This is a genomic window from Marinobacter vinifirmus, from assembly GCF_002258215.1.
GTDB lineage: Bacteria > Pseudomonadota > Gammaproteobacteria > Pseudomonadales > Oleiphilaceae > Marinobacter > Marinobacter vinifirmus.
Map to the genome: position 1 here is coordinate 1 of NZ_NEFY01000010.1, position 14,887 is coordinate 14,887.

Below are 14,887 nucleotides of genomic sequence, written 5' to 3' on the forward strand. Positions count from 1 at the left end.
GAGTTATTGTCAAATCTGGTGTATGAGCATCAGGCGGCGTCTCTGCCGGATTGATCATCCACCCGTTCTCCATCCCGAAACTGAACGTTATTCACGACCAGCTTCAGTTGGTTAAACCCCTTGATCCGCTTCCAGCGTTTCTGGGCGGATTGGAGCAATTTAAATACCATCGATAACGTAGTGTCGCGGTTGCCACAGGACCGGCTTCGCTTGGTCCTCAGCCTGACTGTGGCGAAGGTGGACTCAATGGGATTCGTGGTCCTCAAGTGAATCCAGTGCGCTGCCGGGAAATCGTAAAAGGCCAGCAGTTCATCCCGGTCTTTTTCGAGGTTTTCCATGGCCTTCGGGTACTTGTCCCGGAATCGCCTTAACGTGCTGTCAAAGGCTTTGTGAGCGCCATCACGGGTCTCCGCCAGATAGATCTCATGCAGGTCTGACTTCACCTTCGGCTGTACGGACTTGGGCAGCTTGTCCAGCACGTTGGCAGTCTTGTGAACCCAGCACCTCTGGTGCCGGGTATCCGGAAACACCTTGCTCAGCGCTTTCCAGAAGCCCAAAGCCCCGTCGCCTACGGCCAGCTTGGGCGCATTGTCCAGGCCACGTTCACGCAAGCCGGTGAGCAGCTCTCGCCAGCTGGCTTCGGACTCGCGGTGGCCATCTTCCACCGCGACCAGCTCCTTGTGGCCATGCTCTGTGACCCCGATAATCACCAGCAGGCAAAGTCGATCATCCAGACGAACATTGCTGTAGACACCGTCTGCCCACCAGTAGACGTAGCGCTTCTGGCCCAGGTCACGGCGACGCCAATCCTCGTGCTCCTTCAGCCACCGTGCCTTGAGCCGTGACACCGTGTTGGCGGACAGGCCCTTGGCCTGCTCGCCGACCAAGGCACTCAGGGCCTCCTGAAAATTGCCAGAGGAGACACCGCGCAGGTAGAGCCAGGGGATGAGTTCATCCAGACTCTGGGCCCGCTTCAAATACGGTGGCAGGAGCTGACTGTTGAAGCGAATGCCGGAGCCGCTGCGGTCCCGGACCTTGGGCACCTGAACGTCAACATCTCCAACGCCTGTCTGAATGGTTCGCTTTGGTAAATGACCGTTTCGGACTACCGCCTTGCGACCATCGGGTGTCAATACATCGGCATACTGATCCAGTAGCCCCTGAAGCTCAGACTCGACAGCCCGCGCAATCAGGTCACGGGCACCCTGTCGGATCAGATCGTGCAAGGGATCGTTCGTGGTCGCCTCTGGTTGTGAAAGAGCATGCAGGTTAGACTTGGACATGGCGTATCCATCCTCTGTTGGTTGTGATCTTGGTGGTGATCAACCAACAGGATACGCCATCCTTTCAGCCTGCTTCCATACACCAGAAATCACCATAACTCTACGTTGGTCGCACCGCTTGAGGTTGCTTCCTGGTAGGGAATCTCCTCACCGGACTTGATTGACGCAGTCTGGCGGTCCGCAGTCACAACCCGCGGCTGGGAAACCACCTCTGCACGGCCATCGCTTTCGAGGGCTGACAGTTCCAGATCTACCAGGAAGTCATCACTGCCCCAGCCGATTGCGAAGGAGGATGCGCCGTCACCGGAGACGCCAAGATCAACACCCAAGGCACCCGGGAAGGAAATGGTATTGCTACCACCGCTTGCTGCGTCACGAGCTTCCTGCAGGGTGCCCAGCGAGCCGCCGATGGTTACAACATCATCACCGTCGACGTTGTAAGCCGCACCACCCCAGCGAACACCGATGTCTTCGGCCACACTGGTTTGGGCCCGAACAATACGCGCTTCGATAGAAACCTGGCGCACGGGCACGTCCCAAGTCGTTACTAAGCGACGGATTTCTTCCAGCTTGTCAGCGGTTTCTCGAATGGTAATTGTGTTAGTACGCTTGTCAGACGAAACAAAGCCTCTGGAAGAAATCAACTCCGCGTCTGCTCGAATAAGCTCAACGACTTCATCTGCCTTGGCGTAGTTCACCTGGATAATATCCAGACGAACCGGGGCCAGCTCAGCGATCTGCTTGGTGGTTTCCAGCTCAAGTTTTTCACGGGCGGCAATTTCGTCTGCCGGCGCTACCAGAAGAACGTTGCCAATCTGGCGCTTGTCCAGGCCCTTGGTTTTAAGAATCAGATCCAGCGCCTGATCCCAGGGTACATTCTGCAAGCGCAGGGTAATGCTGCCACCCACAGTGTCACTGGCCACCAGGTTCAGGCCGGTGAAATCGGCAATCAGCTGAAGTACAGAGCGCACTTCAATATCCTGGAAGTTCAGGGACAGTTTCTCACCGGTGTACGGGAACTTCTCTTCACGGCGGATTTCTGCTTCTTCCTGGGAAAGCTCTTCAACACTGACCGTAAACTCCCGGCCAGACTGGTAGGCAATGTAGTCATAATCGCCTTCCGGACGGATTTCGATCACCGCATTGCCATCTTCAACAAAGGTATCGATTCGGGTTACCGGAGTGGCGAAGTCGGAAACATCCAGGCGACGGCGCAGGTTGGCAGGCACCTCCAGGTCCGGCATGGTCAGCCGGATACGGCCACCAAGCTCAGTCAGGTTTACAGCGGCCTTGGTGCTGCCGAGATCCACAATCACCCGGCCTTCACCGTCTTTGCCCCGGCGGAAATCCACATCTGCCAGCGCATTGGAAGATGAGGTTGAGGCAACTGGCGCTGACTGGGGCTGTGCCGAGCGGGAGCTCGCCACAGGCGCTGAACCGCCTCCACCAATGGTCATCACCAGCGAGTTATTGTTGCGAACCGTTTCATGAGGCACCAGCTCCACCAGGTTGAAGATCAACCGGGTGCGGTCCTTGGTTTCCACGACCGTCAGGCTCTGGGCATTTCCGCTACCCAGCGGAATGCTGCGCTGATTGAGGCCGCTGGTGGTATCCGACAGGTCTACGGCGATCCGTGCAGGACGCTCGATGGTATAACCCTTAGGTTCGGGCGGGGCACCATCGAACTTCATGGTCACCTCGAGGCCTTCCCCCGGCAGCGACGTAAACGATACGCCTTCCAGCGTGACCGCTCCGGCCAGGCTACTCCATAACCCGATGGCAATCACGCCGACACAGACATTGAGTTTTTTGAACATCGCTAGCCTCGATCCCACAACTTTTTGTTCGTGCATGTTTCTGTCATTCATGTTTTTGCCGCTCCCCTGCCTCATCCTTCATCCAGGGACAGGGAGCGCGGGCGCTCGACCCAACCACCCCGGCCGTTCGGAACGATTTCCACCAGCTCGATCCGGGTGTCGCTCACGCCAACCACCCGGCCATAATTCTGGCCCATGTAGTTACCGGTGCGGACCCGGTGAATCCCACCTTCGTTGTCCCGTATTAACGCGAACAGGTTGCCATCCACGCCTTGCAGAGTACCGACCATTCCAAGTGATTTAAGGTCAAAGTTCTCAAGTACTTCTTTCGGTCGATCGAGGTCCGGCTCTACGTCACTCACCGGTTCTTCATCGGCCATGGTCAGCTGTACATCGATGGGCGGCTCGAACGGCGCTCTCCGATCGGCTGCCGAATAACTGAATGCCTCGTAGGCCTTGAATTCCGGCAGGGGCTCAACGTGGCCCCGGGGCTTGGCCCGGGTATCCGCCATAAACTTGTCCAGATCAGAGAAACCGTTTCCCTGGGAACAAGCCGTCAGCAAAGAGGCCAGACACACACCCAGCCAGGCTTTTCCCGCATGCTTTCCTGTCATGCTCACTCTCCAGCCCGGTAGCGGTAGGTACGGGCAACAACCTGCATATCAAGCTGGTCACCCTCTCCGCTGATTGGTTTGATGGTTAAATCGTGCAATGTAACGATCCGCGGCAGGCTGGCCACACTGCTGACGAAAGAGGCAAGCTCGTGGTAGGCGCCCGAAACCCGGATGTTAATCGGCAGCTCCGAGTAGAAGTCCCGGCGCTGTTCCGGCTGCAGCTTCACTTCCTGCAGCGCCAGGCCATTACCCAACGCCGTATTGGTGATGTCCTCAAGCAGGCCCGGAACTTCCGTTTCACTGGGTAGCTGACGCACCAGCGCTCCGAAGGTTTCCTCCATCTCGGCCATCTGGGCCTTGAACACGTCCAGGTTCGCCACCTGATAGGCTTTTTGCTCGTACTGCTGCTTGAGCTCCTGCTCCTGCTTTTCGACGCGGTCAAGCTGGGCATACTGATCCTTGATAAAGAACCAGTAGCCACCACCAAGAATCAGGCCGAAGACTATCAGCGCAACAATCGCCTTGACCGGCGCAGGCCAGATACCCGCGTTATTGATATCAAGGTCATTGATATCGAATTCATTCAGGCTTTTAAGTGAGTCCGCGAGGCTCATTATTTATCCTCCCCTTCGGGCTCTGGAGTTTTTTGCTGCACAGAGAGGTTGAACTGGCTGTATCCGGCACGGCGATCGTCTGCCACAGCCACGTTGGACAGGTTCGGACTGGTAAACCAGTCAGACTCGTCAAAGCGGCGCATCAGGTTCGAAATGCGACTGTTGGACTCGGCCATGCCAACGATATCGATCCGATCCCCCGACCGCTTCAGGTCCGTAAAGAACAGGCCATCGGGCAACGTGCGCACCAGCTCGTCAAATACCCGGACAATAACAGGGCGCTTGCCCTGCAGATCCTGGATGACCTGCATACGAGCCAGCAGCTCGTCGCGTTGCCGCTTGAGGTTTTCAATCTCTTTGATCTGCTTATCCAGTTCCTTACCGGCAGTTTCGATGTAGGCATTACGGGACTGCTGGTAGGCAATCCGGTTATCCATGTCGCTCTTCCAGAGGAATGCCAGGCCTGCGGCGATAATCGCTGCGCCCAGAATCATCACCACGAACTGTTTCTGTTTTTCAGCCCGCAGTTCTTCCCGCCAGGGCCTGAGGTTAATTTTTGCCATCAGTCGAAACTCCTCATTGCCAGACCACAGGCAATCATCAACGACGGGGCATCATTGCTCAGGGCTGAGGCGTTTACCCGGGAGCCGATCGACATATCGGCGAAGGGGTTGGCCACCAGGGTCCGGGTACCGGTTTTTTCTTCAACCATTTCAACCAGCCCCTGTATAGAAGCGGTTCCACCTGCCAGCACCACATAATCCACCGAGTTGTACTGGCTGGCACCGAAGAAGAATTGCAGTGCGCGGGCAGCCTGCTGAACCACGGCTTCCCGGAAGGGGCCAAGTACTTCTTCTTCGTAGTCGTCCGGCAGCCCGCCCTTTTTCTTGGCCAGGCCGGCTTCCTCGAACGACACGCCATAGCGGCGCTGGATTTCTTCCGTCAGCTGGCGGCCACCGAAGATTTGTTCACGGGTATAAACCGTCGTGCCGCCGGCGAGAACGCTAAGCGTGGTCATGGTGGCACCCAGGTCGACAATGGCAACGACCATTTCCTCGCCCTGCCCATCGAGCTGTTGTTCGATCAGGGTGTAAGCGCGCTCAAGGGCATTGGCTTCAACGTCGACGATCTTGGATTTCAGGCCGGCGATTTCAAGCACATCTTCCCGGACATCCACGTTCTCTTTCCGACAAGCCGCCAGGAGCACTTCTACTTTGTCCGGGTTAGATTCGGAAGGCCCCTGAACCTCAAAATCCAGGGCCACTTCATCCAGCGGATAAGGAATGTACTGATCTGCTTCGAGGCCGATCTGGTCTTCCATCTCGAACTCGTTAAGGCCACTGTCCATTTCGATGATCTTGGTGATGACCGCCGAACCGGACACCGCGACAGCAGCTTGTTTGACGCTGGTGTGGGACTTGGACGCCACCCGCTTGAGCACTTCGCCCACAGCTTCGACGTTGGTGATATTTTTCTCGACTACCGCATCAGCCGGCAACGGCTCTACGGCATAGCTTTCGACCCGATAACGACTGCCATGTTTCGACAGCTCGAGCAGCTTCACTGAACTGGAGCTGATATCCACGCCCAGCACAGCACTGGATTTTTTTCCTGGTAATCCGAACACGCGCTCACCCTATACCTGGTTGAATACACCCGGCTGTGCAACCCTGGAGCTCCTGAGTTCCGGTAGCTGTCCCAGAATTGCGCTATCTGTTTTTTATGTAAGAGAATTTCTTTTTTTTTGCGTCTACAATGCACTCTCTTATTTATTCAGGAGCGATTGCAGGTTGGAAAGGCCACCCAAGCCTTCCTAAAGCAATTTCTCAAATAATAGACCTATATCCAACTGTTGTCAGAAAAAAATGTCTAATCTGCTGCGTACATCTCGTGTTTTAGCCTGGTTCATTCTCACCGGCCTGAGTGTCGCTGTTATTGTTGCCTCCAGCTTCTACCTTTACCTTCGCCCCAACCTGCCGGATGTTGACCAGCTGCTGGACGTAAAGCTGCAGACGCCGCTGAGGGTGTATAGCAAAGACAACAGATTAATAGCAGAATTCGGCGAAAAGAGAAGGGCACCGGTCACAATAGAACAGATCCCTACAATTCAGTTACAAGCCTTTATGGCCGCTGAAGACTCCCGCTTTTACGACCACTTCGGGGTAGACATCAAAGGCCTGGTGCGGGCTGCCATCGAACTGATCTCCACCGGCGAAATCCAGTCTGGCGGAAGCACCATCACCATGCAGGTTGCAAAAAATTACTTTTTGTCACGGGACCGCACCTTCATCCGCAAGTTCAACGAGATACTGCTGGCACTTCAGATTGAACGTGAACTGAACAAAGAACAGATCTTCGAGCTGTACCTGAACAAGATTTATCTGGGTAACCGGGCCTATGGTATCGCAGCGGCAGCGCAGGTGTATTACGACAAACCGGTTAACGAACTCTCGCTTGCCCAGATGGCCATGCTGGCAGGCCTGCCCAAGGCACCTTCTGCCTATAACCCGCTAGCAAACCCAGAGCGGGCGTTGATTCGCCGGGACTGGATTCTTGGCCGGATGAAAGATCTGGGATACATCAGCGAAGAAGCCTGGGCCCTTGCCAAAGACGCACCTATTACAGCCAGCTACAACACCAGGGAAACCGAAGTTAACGCCGACTACCTGGCCGAGATGGCCCGCGCCGAAATGGTTCGCAGATTTGGTGAGGAAACCTACACCGACGGCTACAGCGTAACCCTCACCGTGGATAGTGAGAAGCAGCAGGCTGCCACCGAAGCCCTGCAGGCGGGCCTGGAAGACTATGACCGCCGCCACGGGTTCCGTGGCGCGATCGGCCAGATTGATGTGAGCGACCTGTCAGGCGACGAAATTTCCCGACAACTGCTCAACTATCCGCAAGTGGAGTCACTGGTGCCCGCCGTGGTTACCCGCATCGACGATGAGGCCGGTGAAGTGCATGCCCAGCTGCGAAGACTGGGCACCGGTATCATAGGCTTCGACACCATGACCTGGGCCAAGCGGTACCGCACCGAAAACCTGACCGGCCCGGAACCGAAAAAGCCGTCAGACGTGGTGAGCGTCGGTGACGTGATTTACACGAAGATCCTGGAGCTGCCGCAGGTCACCGAACTGCCAGAGGCCAATGACGATCAGCCGGATCCCGAAGACGCGGGTGCCGGCACCCTGAAAGCGGCCCTTGCCCAGGCACCAAAAGTGGAAGGCGCCCTGATCTCACTGACCGCAAAAACCGGTGCCATCGAAGCCCTGGCCGGCGGCTACAGCTTCAGCCAGAGCAAATACAACCGTGCCACCCAGGCCCAGCGCCAGCCGGGCTCTACGTTCAAGCCGTTCCTGTACCTGGCGGCCCTGGAAAACGGCCGCACACCGGCCACCCTTTATAATGACGCGCCGATTGTTTTCGATGACTCGGAACTGGAAGACACCTGGCGCCCCCAGAATTCATCAGGGCAATTCTACGGCCCCACCACCTTGCGTGAGGGCCTCTATCGCTCACGGAACCTGGTATCTATTCGCCTGCTTCGGGACCTGGGCATTCAGACGACCCTGGATTACCTGCGCCAGCTGAAGGTACCGACCAACAACATGCCATCCAACCTGTCACTGTCTCTGGGCAGTGGCTTGCTGACTCCGATGGAACTGGCCAGGGCCTTCGCGGTTATCGCCAACGGGGGCTACGATGTACAACCGTACCTGATCGAACGCATCGAGGAATCTGACGGCACCGTGGTATACGAAGCACCGGAAACCATACTGTGCGACAGTAACTGCGATCAGCTGGCGGAAAACGAGAACGCCACAGACATCCAGACCGACGAGCTTCCCGATACCGAAGGCATGGCACTGCCCGCCTCTGCAGACGAACCCGAAGGGCCACGGGTAATGCGCCGGCTGGCCGATGAGCGGTCCGTGTACATCCTGCATTCGATCATGCAGGACGTCATCCGCCGGGGTACCGGTCGCCGCGCACTGGCCCTTGAGCGCAGTGACCTGGCGGGCAAAACCGGTACAACCAACGAGCAGAAAGACACCTGGTTTGCCGGCTTCAACCACGACATGGCAACAACCGTATGGGTCGGCTTTGATCAGCCAGCCCCGCTTGGTCGCGCCGAATATGGTGCCAGCACCGCCCTGCCGGTGTGGCTGGATTACATGAAAGTCGCGCTGAAGGATGCGCCTGCCGCCACTATGGACCGGCCAAACGGCCTTGCCAGCATCCGCATTAATCCGCAGACCGGTGAGCGGGCACGGCCGGGAGAAGACGGAGTGTTCGAGCTGTTCAAGGAAGAAGACGTGCCGGCCCCGCTTTCTGCAGACGACAACGGCTCCGGACTGAACGGAGAATCTGAAGGCTTGTCACGGCAGATTTTCTAACCGAAAAGCGAAGATACAGACACAAAAAAACCGGCGGGATCTCCGCCGGTTTTTTTATGAAGCCAGACTACATCGCAATCAGATGATGTCGTCCATGGACTTCAGCGGGTAGTGGGCCGGGTAAGGCAGACCAGCTACACCGGAGTCTACCGCAGCACGGGCCACAGCAGCAGGAACCACTTCCAGCAGACGAACATCCATCGGCTTGGGAATGATGTATTCCTTGCCAAACTCCAGGCTATCTACACCGTAAGCGGCACAGATTTCCTGGGGTACCGGCTCCTTGGCCAGCTCACGGATGGCGTGAACAGCGGCCACTTTCATTTCCTCGTTGATGGCGGTTGCACGAACGTCCAGCGCGCCACGGAAAATGAACGGGAAGCCCAGTACGTTGTTTACCTGGTTCGGATAGTCAGAGCGACCGGTCGCCATGATCAGGTCATCACGGGTAGCCATGGCCACTGCCGGGCTGATTTCCGGATCCGGGTTGGAGCAGGCAAACACGATCGGGTTCGGAGCCATCTTGGCCAGCTGCTCGGCACCCAACAGGTCCGGGCCGGAGAGACCCAGGAATACATCAGCACCGTCGATAGCGTCGTCCAGGGTGCGCTTGTCCGTCTCGTTCGCGAACATCGCCTTATACTGGTTCAGATCGTCACGACCAGAGTGGATCACACCCTTACGGTCGAGCATGTAGATGTTTTCAGAGCGGATACCGCAGCTGACCAACAGCTTCATACAGGCGATTGCGGCCGCACCGGCGCCCAGACAAACCACCTTGGCTTCTTCGATTTTCTTGCCCTGCAGCTCAAGGGCATTGATCATGCCGGCTGCAGTTACGATGGCAGTACCGTGCTGGTCATCGTGGAAGATGGGCACATTGCACTTTTCGATCAGAGCGCGCTCGATCTCGAAGCACTCGGGTGCCTTGATGTCTTCCAGGTTGATGCCGCCGAAGGTATCTGCGATACGCTCAACAGTTTCAATAAACGCTTGCGGGCTTTCGGAATTGACTTCGATATCGAATACGTCGATTCCGGCAAAGCGCTTGAACAGTACGCCCTTGCCTTCCATTACCGGCTTGCTCGCCAGGGGGCCGAGATTACCCAGACCCAGGATGGCAGTACCGTCAGAAATAACGGCTACCAGGTTACCCTTGGCTGTGTATTTGTATGCATTCTCGGGGTCCTTCGCGATCTCGCGGACCGGTTCGGCAACCCCGGGGCTGTACGCCAGGGAAAGATCGCGGGCAGTTTCGGTTGGCTTGGTGATTTCAACACTCAGCTTACCCGGCCGCGGTTTGGCGTGATATTCAAGGGCTGCTTCTTTCAGATCTTGAGACATTGCCACTGTTCCGTTTGTCACGTTTAAAGGTAAATACCGCCGGACCTAGCCAGCGGAGCGCGCCATTATGGCGCGCCCGACCCGAAACGACAAGCCGAAATCGAACATTTTACAATCAGTCAATAGGGCATTTTGCGTATGCAGCAGCAAAGGGGCCTGATCTGCAGGCACAAAAAAAGCGCCCGAAGGCGCTTTTTTCAGCATTGCGGCAATGATCAGTCTTTCTTGCCGCCGATCCGGCTGCCGAAACGCTTCTGGAAGCGATCGATACGACCACCGGTATCCATAACCTTCTGCTTGCCAGTGTAGAACGGGTGGCACTGGGAGCAAACGTCCAGCTGCAGGTCGTGACCAACAGTAGAACGGGTCTTGATCACGTTACCGCAGGAACAGGTAGCGGTGATATCTTCGTACTTCGGGTGAATACCTTCTTTCATGGCGAACCTCTTTCGGTCATGCCGCTACCTGATCACCCGCCGTAAAGGGCGGATTTAGCCAGGCACCGCATGTTTGAATCAATTGAAAAGACCGTGCACAATCAAGCCCGGCCAGAAACAGACCGCAAATCTTACTGACAAACCCGACCACAGGCAAGTATCTTGGCCATCCGGAACAGTCCGGATACCATGCAACCAGCCTACTTTTGCCCGCTTTCAGGATACGCAGTTACCGTGACACGGCCCTCAACCGCTCGCATCGCCCTGAATCGTCCGCTCCGGCGACTCTTTGATTACCGAATCCCGGAGACCATGACAGTCTCACCCGGGCAACGCGTGAAAGTACCCTTTGGCAGGCAAACCCTGACCGGCCTTGTGGTGGAAACCGGCGTGACACCACCAGACGGCATTACCCTCAAGCCGATCCTGGAAGTGCTGGAGCCGTGGCTCGCCTTACCCACAGCCACCTTCCAACTCCTTAGCTGGGCCAGCGACTACTATCAGCACCCCTTGGGTGAGTGCCTGTTCACCGCTCTGCCTCCCGCATTACGCCGAGGCCGGCCGTCACAGCAGAAACAGGATGAACACTGGCAAGGCACCCAAAACATCGCCCCACTGCCGGCCAACGCCCATCGACAGAAAGCCTTGCTGGAAGCCATCCAGCGCGCCCCCGGCATATCGACCGGCGAACTGGTTAAAGCCGGCTTCAACCGCCCTCAGATCAAAAGCCTTCACGATAAAGGCCTTATCGAACTGAGCGATCCACAGCATCCGACTTCCAGCGAAAGCATCGCCACAGTAGACGGCCCCAGACTCTCACCCGCGCAACTGGCAGCGGCCAAAGAATTACCACAGGTTACAGATCGCTTCAGTGCCACACTTCTTTATGGCATCACCGGGAGCGGCAAGACCGAGCTCTATCTTCATTACCTGACACAAAAACTGCGGGACGACCAACAGGCTCTGGTACTGGTTCCCGAAATCAACCTCACGCCCCAGACCCTCGAGCGCTTCCGGCGTTACTTCGGCAACCGGATTGTGGCCTGGCACTCGGCCCTGAACGACAGCGAACGCCTGGCTACCTGGCTGAGAATCCGACATGGGGAACCGGTTATTCTGATCGGCACCCGCTCCGCCGTCTTGCTGCCGTTCACGAACCTTCGCGCCATTGTTGTGGACGAAGAACATGACAACTCCTACAAGCAGGGCGAAGGGTTTCGCTACTCGGGGCGGGACGTTGCTGTCTATCGGGCTCACCTGAATCAATGCCCCGTCATCCTGGGCTCAGCAACGCCTTCGCTGGAATCCTGGCACAACGCCAAGCAAGGCAAATACCACCTTATCCGCCTGGAACAACGGGCTGGCAATGCCTCACCTCCGGAAGTGGAGCTGCTCGACATCCGCAGCCGCCCTCTGGAAGCCGGCCTCTCGCGCCCCACCCTGAACGCTATAAAGGAAACGCTGGCACGAGGTGAGCAGGCACTGGTATTTGTGAACCGGCGGGGATTCGCCCCCATCATGATGTGCTTCGATTGTGGCCACATGGAGGAATGCCCGCGCTGCGATACCCGACTGACATACCATCGCCGGGACAGAGCCATGCGTTGCCATCACTGCGACTTCCAGATGGCCGCAAGCCACAGCTGCCCCAAATGCCGGAGTGAAAATTTCAAACCCGTAGGCCAGGGCACAGAGCGCACCGAAGAAACCCTGGCCGAACAGTTTCCGGACACCCCCATTGTACGGGTAGACAGGGACAGCACCCAGCGCAAAGGGAGTATCCAGAATATACTGGCTCAGGTTAACAGCGGTGCGCCCTGCATACTGGTGGGCACCCAGATGCTCGCCAAGGGCCATGACTTTCCCAACGTGACCCTGGTTGCCGTCGTCAACGCCGATGGTGGCCTGTTCAGTGTCGATTTTCGGGCGCCGGAACAGATGGTGCAGACACTTTTGCAAGTGAGCGGCCGCGCTGGCCGGGGCGAAAAACCCGGCAAAGTGCTTATCCAGACCTGCCACAGCGACCACCCGCTGTTGAAATCGCTCTGCCAGGGTAATTATGCCGCTCTGGCAGACCAACTTCTGACTGAACGCCAAACCGGCGCCCTGCCACCATTCCGCGCCATGGCCATACTCCGCGCGGAAGCCGACACCATGCAGGCAAGCCTGCAACTGTTAGACAGCATTAAACCAATGACGGCCGCGAACGGCATAGAAACCTGGGGGCCGCTACCGGCGGTAATTGCACGCAAAGCCGACCGACACCGGGCGCAGCTGATCCTGTGCAGTAACCACCGGCGCCAACTCAACCATCTGCTTACTCACATTTGCCAGTACCTGGACCAATGCAAGCTGCCAGCGAGCACCAAATGGATTGTTGATGTTGACCCTCAGGAGACTGGCTGAAGATCATCATCCCGAATCGTGACACAGTCCATATTCTGCAATTCGTTACAATCTTTTTCAGAATTCACCATTCATACTCATTCAGTTTGAACTGACTGTGCTATGATTTTCAGCACTATAACCACTACTCTTGGATCAAAACCTGAGGTTGCGGTTCTCGTGCGGGAATGCGCAGGTTTATGGCTTTTGCTGTCGATGAAAACTGGAGAAATAAAATGGCATGGAAATTCCTTGCGCGTATGTCGGCATTATCGCTGGCTTTAATCTTGACCGCCTGTGGTGGGGACGATAGCTCAACGCCGCTGGCATCTGGCCCCAATCAAGGTGACTCCACATCAGGGGACGGCAGCACAGGTGGTGACAACAATCAAACGATCTCGTTAGAGCTAGGAACGGGCAGTGGTTCGAGCTTTCAAGCGGGACAAATGACACTATCCGCGACAAACCTTTCCGCCGGCGGCACCACTAGACTTGAGTTCAATGTTGTTGACGCTAACAATAGTAACGCAATCTACAATGCCGAACCGACTACTGTCACACTGTCATCTTTGTGCTCCAGCGCCTCCTTTGATCCCCAAGTAACGTCCGCCTCGGGAACGTTTGCAACAACGTACGAAGCGGGCTGCGCTGGCCAAGATACGATTACCGCTAGGCTGCAAAATGGCGCAACTGCCAACGCAACCATAACGGTAGCACCTCCAGTAATAGGAGGACTCGAGTTCGTTAGCGTTGAGCCAGACTCCATCGCTCTTGCAGGAAACTCAAACAGCAGCAGACCAAGCGTATCCGAAGTAACCTTCAGACTTAATGACAATAACGGCCAACCTATTACAACTGGCGAAACCGTAACCTTTGAGCTGTCAACAACTGTCGGGGGAATAACACTCTCCCAGTCGTCAACTGAAACTGATGAGAACGGGTTAGCGACCACTCGTGTAAATGCCGGCACTGTCCCAGCGGTAGTTAGCGTAACAGCCACATACAGCCCCGATGCGGGCTCTTCAATTCAAACCACTTCTGCTCCGATATCGATCAGCGCGACAATTCCAGACCAAGACAGTTTTTCAATTTCAATTGAAGAAAACTTTCTTCCCAATGCTCGCAACTACGATGGCGTTCCGGTCGGCATCACCATTCGTGCGGCCGACCGCAATAACAATCGAATTACCGACGCTGTCGTAAACTTCCTTACGAACGCTGGCTCCGTGCAAAGCGAGTGCACACTGTCCGACGGAGCTTGTTCAATTGAATGGATAAGCCAAAACCCTAGAAGCAATGACGGGGTCGTATTAATTCTTGCTAGAACTGTGGGAGAAGAAAGCTATCGAGACGTGGACAGCGATGGCATTTACACATCAGGTACCGATAGTTTCAATGTTGCAGAAGATGACCTAGGGGAAGCCTACCTAGACAGAAATCGAAATAACGTTTACGACAGTGGCGAAGAGTACTTCGACTACAACGATAACGGACAGTACGACGTTGCGAACGGGATATACAACGGAACCGCCTGCATCAATCAAGCAAATTGCACAAGCTCGCTTTTAGAAATTACTCAAACAGCAAAGCTGTTCATGGCAAGCGACAACATCTCCATCAACTTTACCACCCCTGTGGCGCCCGGCAGTGTTTGTGCGGAAATAGCGGGCATGTTCTCAGACTCGCAAGGAAACCCTGTTGCAGGCCCACCTCCGGGCGGAACTGACGTGGCGTTCACTACAACCAATGGCACGATTGTTAATCCGAGCAGCTTTACAACCACAAGAAGCTATAGAACGGGTCCAGTCACCCAGTGCGTTACAGTTGAAGCCGACGACACACCTAGCACAGGAACATTCACTGTCGAGGTGACTCCACCTGCCCCATACGGCGGGGATGCATTCACATTACAGACAACCATTTCCGACTAATCGCTCGACGAAGTAAAAAGCCCGGCGTCAGCGCCGGGCTTTTTGCTTACACACCAACTTTCCGC

11 protein-coding genes are annotated in these 14,887 nt (G+C 56.1%); 3 read left to right on the top strand and 8 right to left on the bottom strand.

Annotated features, from left to right (window positions below):
- Positions 1-29 precede the first annotated feature (29 nt).
- The 6 genes from B9Q17_RS12540 to B9Q17_RS12565 all read right to left on the bottom strand — a co-directional run bounded on the left by B9Q17_RS12540 (position 30) and on the right by B9Q17_RS12565 (position 5,955).
- Positions 30-1,283, bottom strand: coding sequence for an IS256 family transposase (locus tag B9Q17_RS12540; RefSeq protein WP_011783528.1), 1,254 nt, complete (start codon positions 1,281-1,283; stop codon positions 30-32).
- A gap of 89 nt (positions 1,284-1,372) precedes the next feature.
- Entirely contained in the window at positions 1,373-3,100 is a 1,728-nt protein-coding gene (locus B9Q17_RS12545; protein WP_425268624.1) for a type IV pilus secretin PilQ, read from the bottom strand.
- Positions 3,101-3,171: 71 nt separating this feature from the next.
- Entirely contained in the window at positions 3,172-3,714 is a 543-nt protein-coding gene (locus tag B9Q17_RS12550) for a pilus assembly protein PilP (RefSeq protein ID WP_022990127.1), read from the bottom strand.
- Between the two features lie 2 nt (positions 3,715-3,716).
- Entirely contained in the window at positions 3,717-4,328 is a 612-nt protein-coding gene (locus B9Q17_RS12555; protein ID WP_022990126.1) for a type IV pilus inner membrane component PilO, read from the bottom strand.
- On the bottom strand, positions 4,328-4,891 hold the full coding sequence (locus B9Q17_RS12560; RefSeq protein WP_094625481.1) for a PilN domain-containing protein: 564 nt from the start codon (positions 4,889-4,891) through the stop codon (positions 4,328-4,330). Before B9Q17_RS12560 ends, B9Q17_RS12555 begins: the two co-directional genes overlap by 1 nt.
- Positions 4,891-5,955 (bottom strand): pilus assembly protein PilM, encoded by a 1,065-nt coding sequence (locus B9Q17_RS12565; RefSeq protein ID WP_094625482.1) that lies wholly within the window; start codon positions 5,953-5,955, stop codon positions 4,891-4,893. Before B9Q17_RS12565 ends, B9Q17_RS12560 begins: the two co-directional genes overlap by 1 nt.
- Positions 5,956-6,193: 238 nt before the next feature.
- Between B9Q17_RS12565 and B9Q17_RS12570 the strand changes: the two genes are divergently transcribed.
- Complete coding sequence (locus B9Q17_RS12570; protein WP_094625483.1) at positions 6,194-8,725, top strand: penicillin-binding protein 1A; 2,532 nt, start codon at positions 6,194-6,196, stop codon at positions 8,723-8,725.
- A 78-nt stretch (positions 8,726-8,803) separates the two neighbouring features.
- Here B9Q17_RS12570 and B9Q17_RS12575 read toward each other — a convergent pair whose 3' ends face one another.
- Both B9Q17_RS12575 and rpmE read right to left on the bottom strand, forming a co-directional pair.
- Positions 8,804-10,069, bottom strand: coding sequence for a malic enzyme-like NAD(P)-binding protein (locus tag B9Q17_RS12575; RefSeq protein WP_022990122.1), 1,266 nt, complete (start codon positions 10,067-10,069; stop codon positions 8,804-8,806).
- A 215-nt stretch (positions 10,070-10,284) separates the two neighbouring features.
- Complete coding sequence (rpmE, locus tag B9Q17_RS12580) at positions 10,285-10,506, bottom strand: 50S ribosomal protein L31 (protein ID WP_022990121.1); 222 nt, start codon at positions 10,504-10,506, stop codon at positions 10,285-10,287.
- Between the two features lie 189 nt (positions 10,507-10,695).
- Here rpmE and B9Q17_RS12585 point away from each other — a divergent pair, with 189 nt between their 5' ends.
- Both B9Q17_RS12585 and B9Q17_RS18075 read left to right on the top strand, forming a co-directional pair.
- Positions 10,696-12,912, top strand: coding sequence for a primosomal protein N' (locus B9Q17_RS12585; protein WP_244177388.1), 2,217 nt, complete (start codon positions 10,696-10,698; stop codon positions 12,910-12,912).
- Between the two features lie 179 nt (positions 12,913-13,091).
- Positions 13,092-14,822, top strand: coding sequence for an Ig-like domain-containing protein (locus tag B9Q17_RS18075; RefSeq protein WP_154707641.1), 1,731 nt, complete (start codon positions 13,092-13,094; stop codon positions 14,820-14,822).
- The last annotated feature ends 65 nt before the right edge of the window (positions 14,823-14,887 follow it).

Bases quoted from the DNA above. Each gene is read 5' to 3' on its own strand.
- B9Q17_RS12540 (WP_011783528.1), bottom strand. From the start codon at position 1,283: ATGTCCAAGTCTAACCTGCATGCTCTTTCACAACCAGAGGCGACCACG.
- B9Q17_RS12545 (WP_425268624.1), bottom strand. From the start codon at position 3,100: ATGTTCAAAAAACTCAATGTCTGTGTCGGCGTGATTGCCATCGGGTTA.
- B9Q17_RS12550 (WP_022990127.1), bottom strand. From the start codon at position 3,714: ATGACAGGAAAGCATGCGGGAAAAGCCTGGCTGGGTGTGTGTCTGGCC.
- B9Q17_RS12555 (WP_022990126.1), bottom strand. From the start codon at position 4,328: ATGAGCCTCGCGGACTCACTTAAAAGCCTGAATGAATTCGATATCAAT.
- B9Q17_RS12560 (WP_094625481.1), bottom strand. From the start codon at position 4,891: ATGGCAAAAATTAACCTCAGGCCCTGGCGGGAAGAACTGCGGGCTGAA.
- B9Q17_RS12570 (WP_094625483.1), top strand. From the start codon at position 6,194: ATGTCTAATCTGCTGCGTACATCTCGTGTTTTAGCCTGGTTCATTCTC.
- B9Q17_RS12575 (WP_022990122.1), bottom strand. From the start codon at position 10,069: ATGTCTCAAGATCTGAAAGAAGCAGCCCTTGAATATCACGCCAAACCG.
- rpmE (WP_022990121.1), bottom strand. From the start codon at position 10,506: ATGAAAGAAGGTATTCACCCGAAGTACGAAGATATCACCGCTACCTGT.
- B9Q17_RS12585 (WP_244177388.1), top strand. From the start codon at position 10,696: ATGCAACCAGCCTACTTTTGCCCGCTTTCAGGATACGCAGTTACCGTG.
- B9Q17_RS18075 (WP_154707641.1), top strand. From the start codon at position 13,092: ATGGCTTTTGCTGTCGATGAAAACTGGAGAAATAAAATGGCATGGAAA.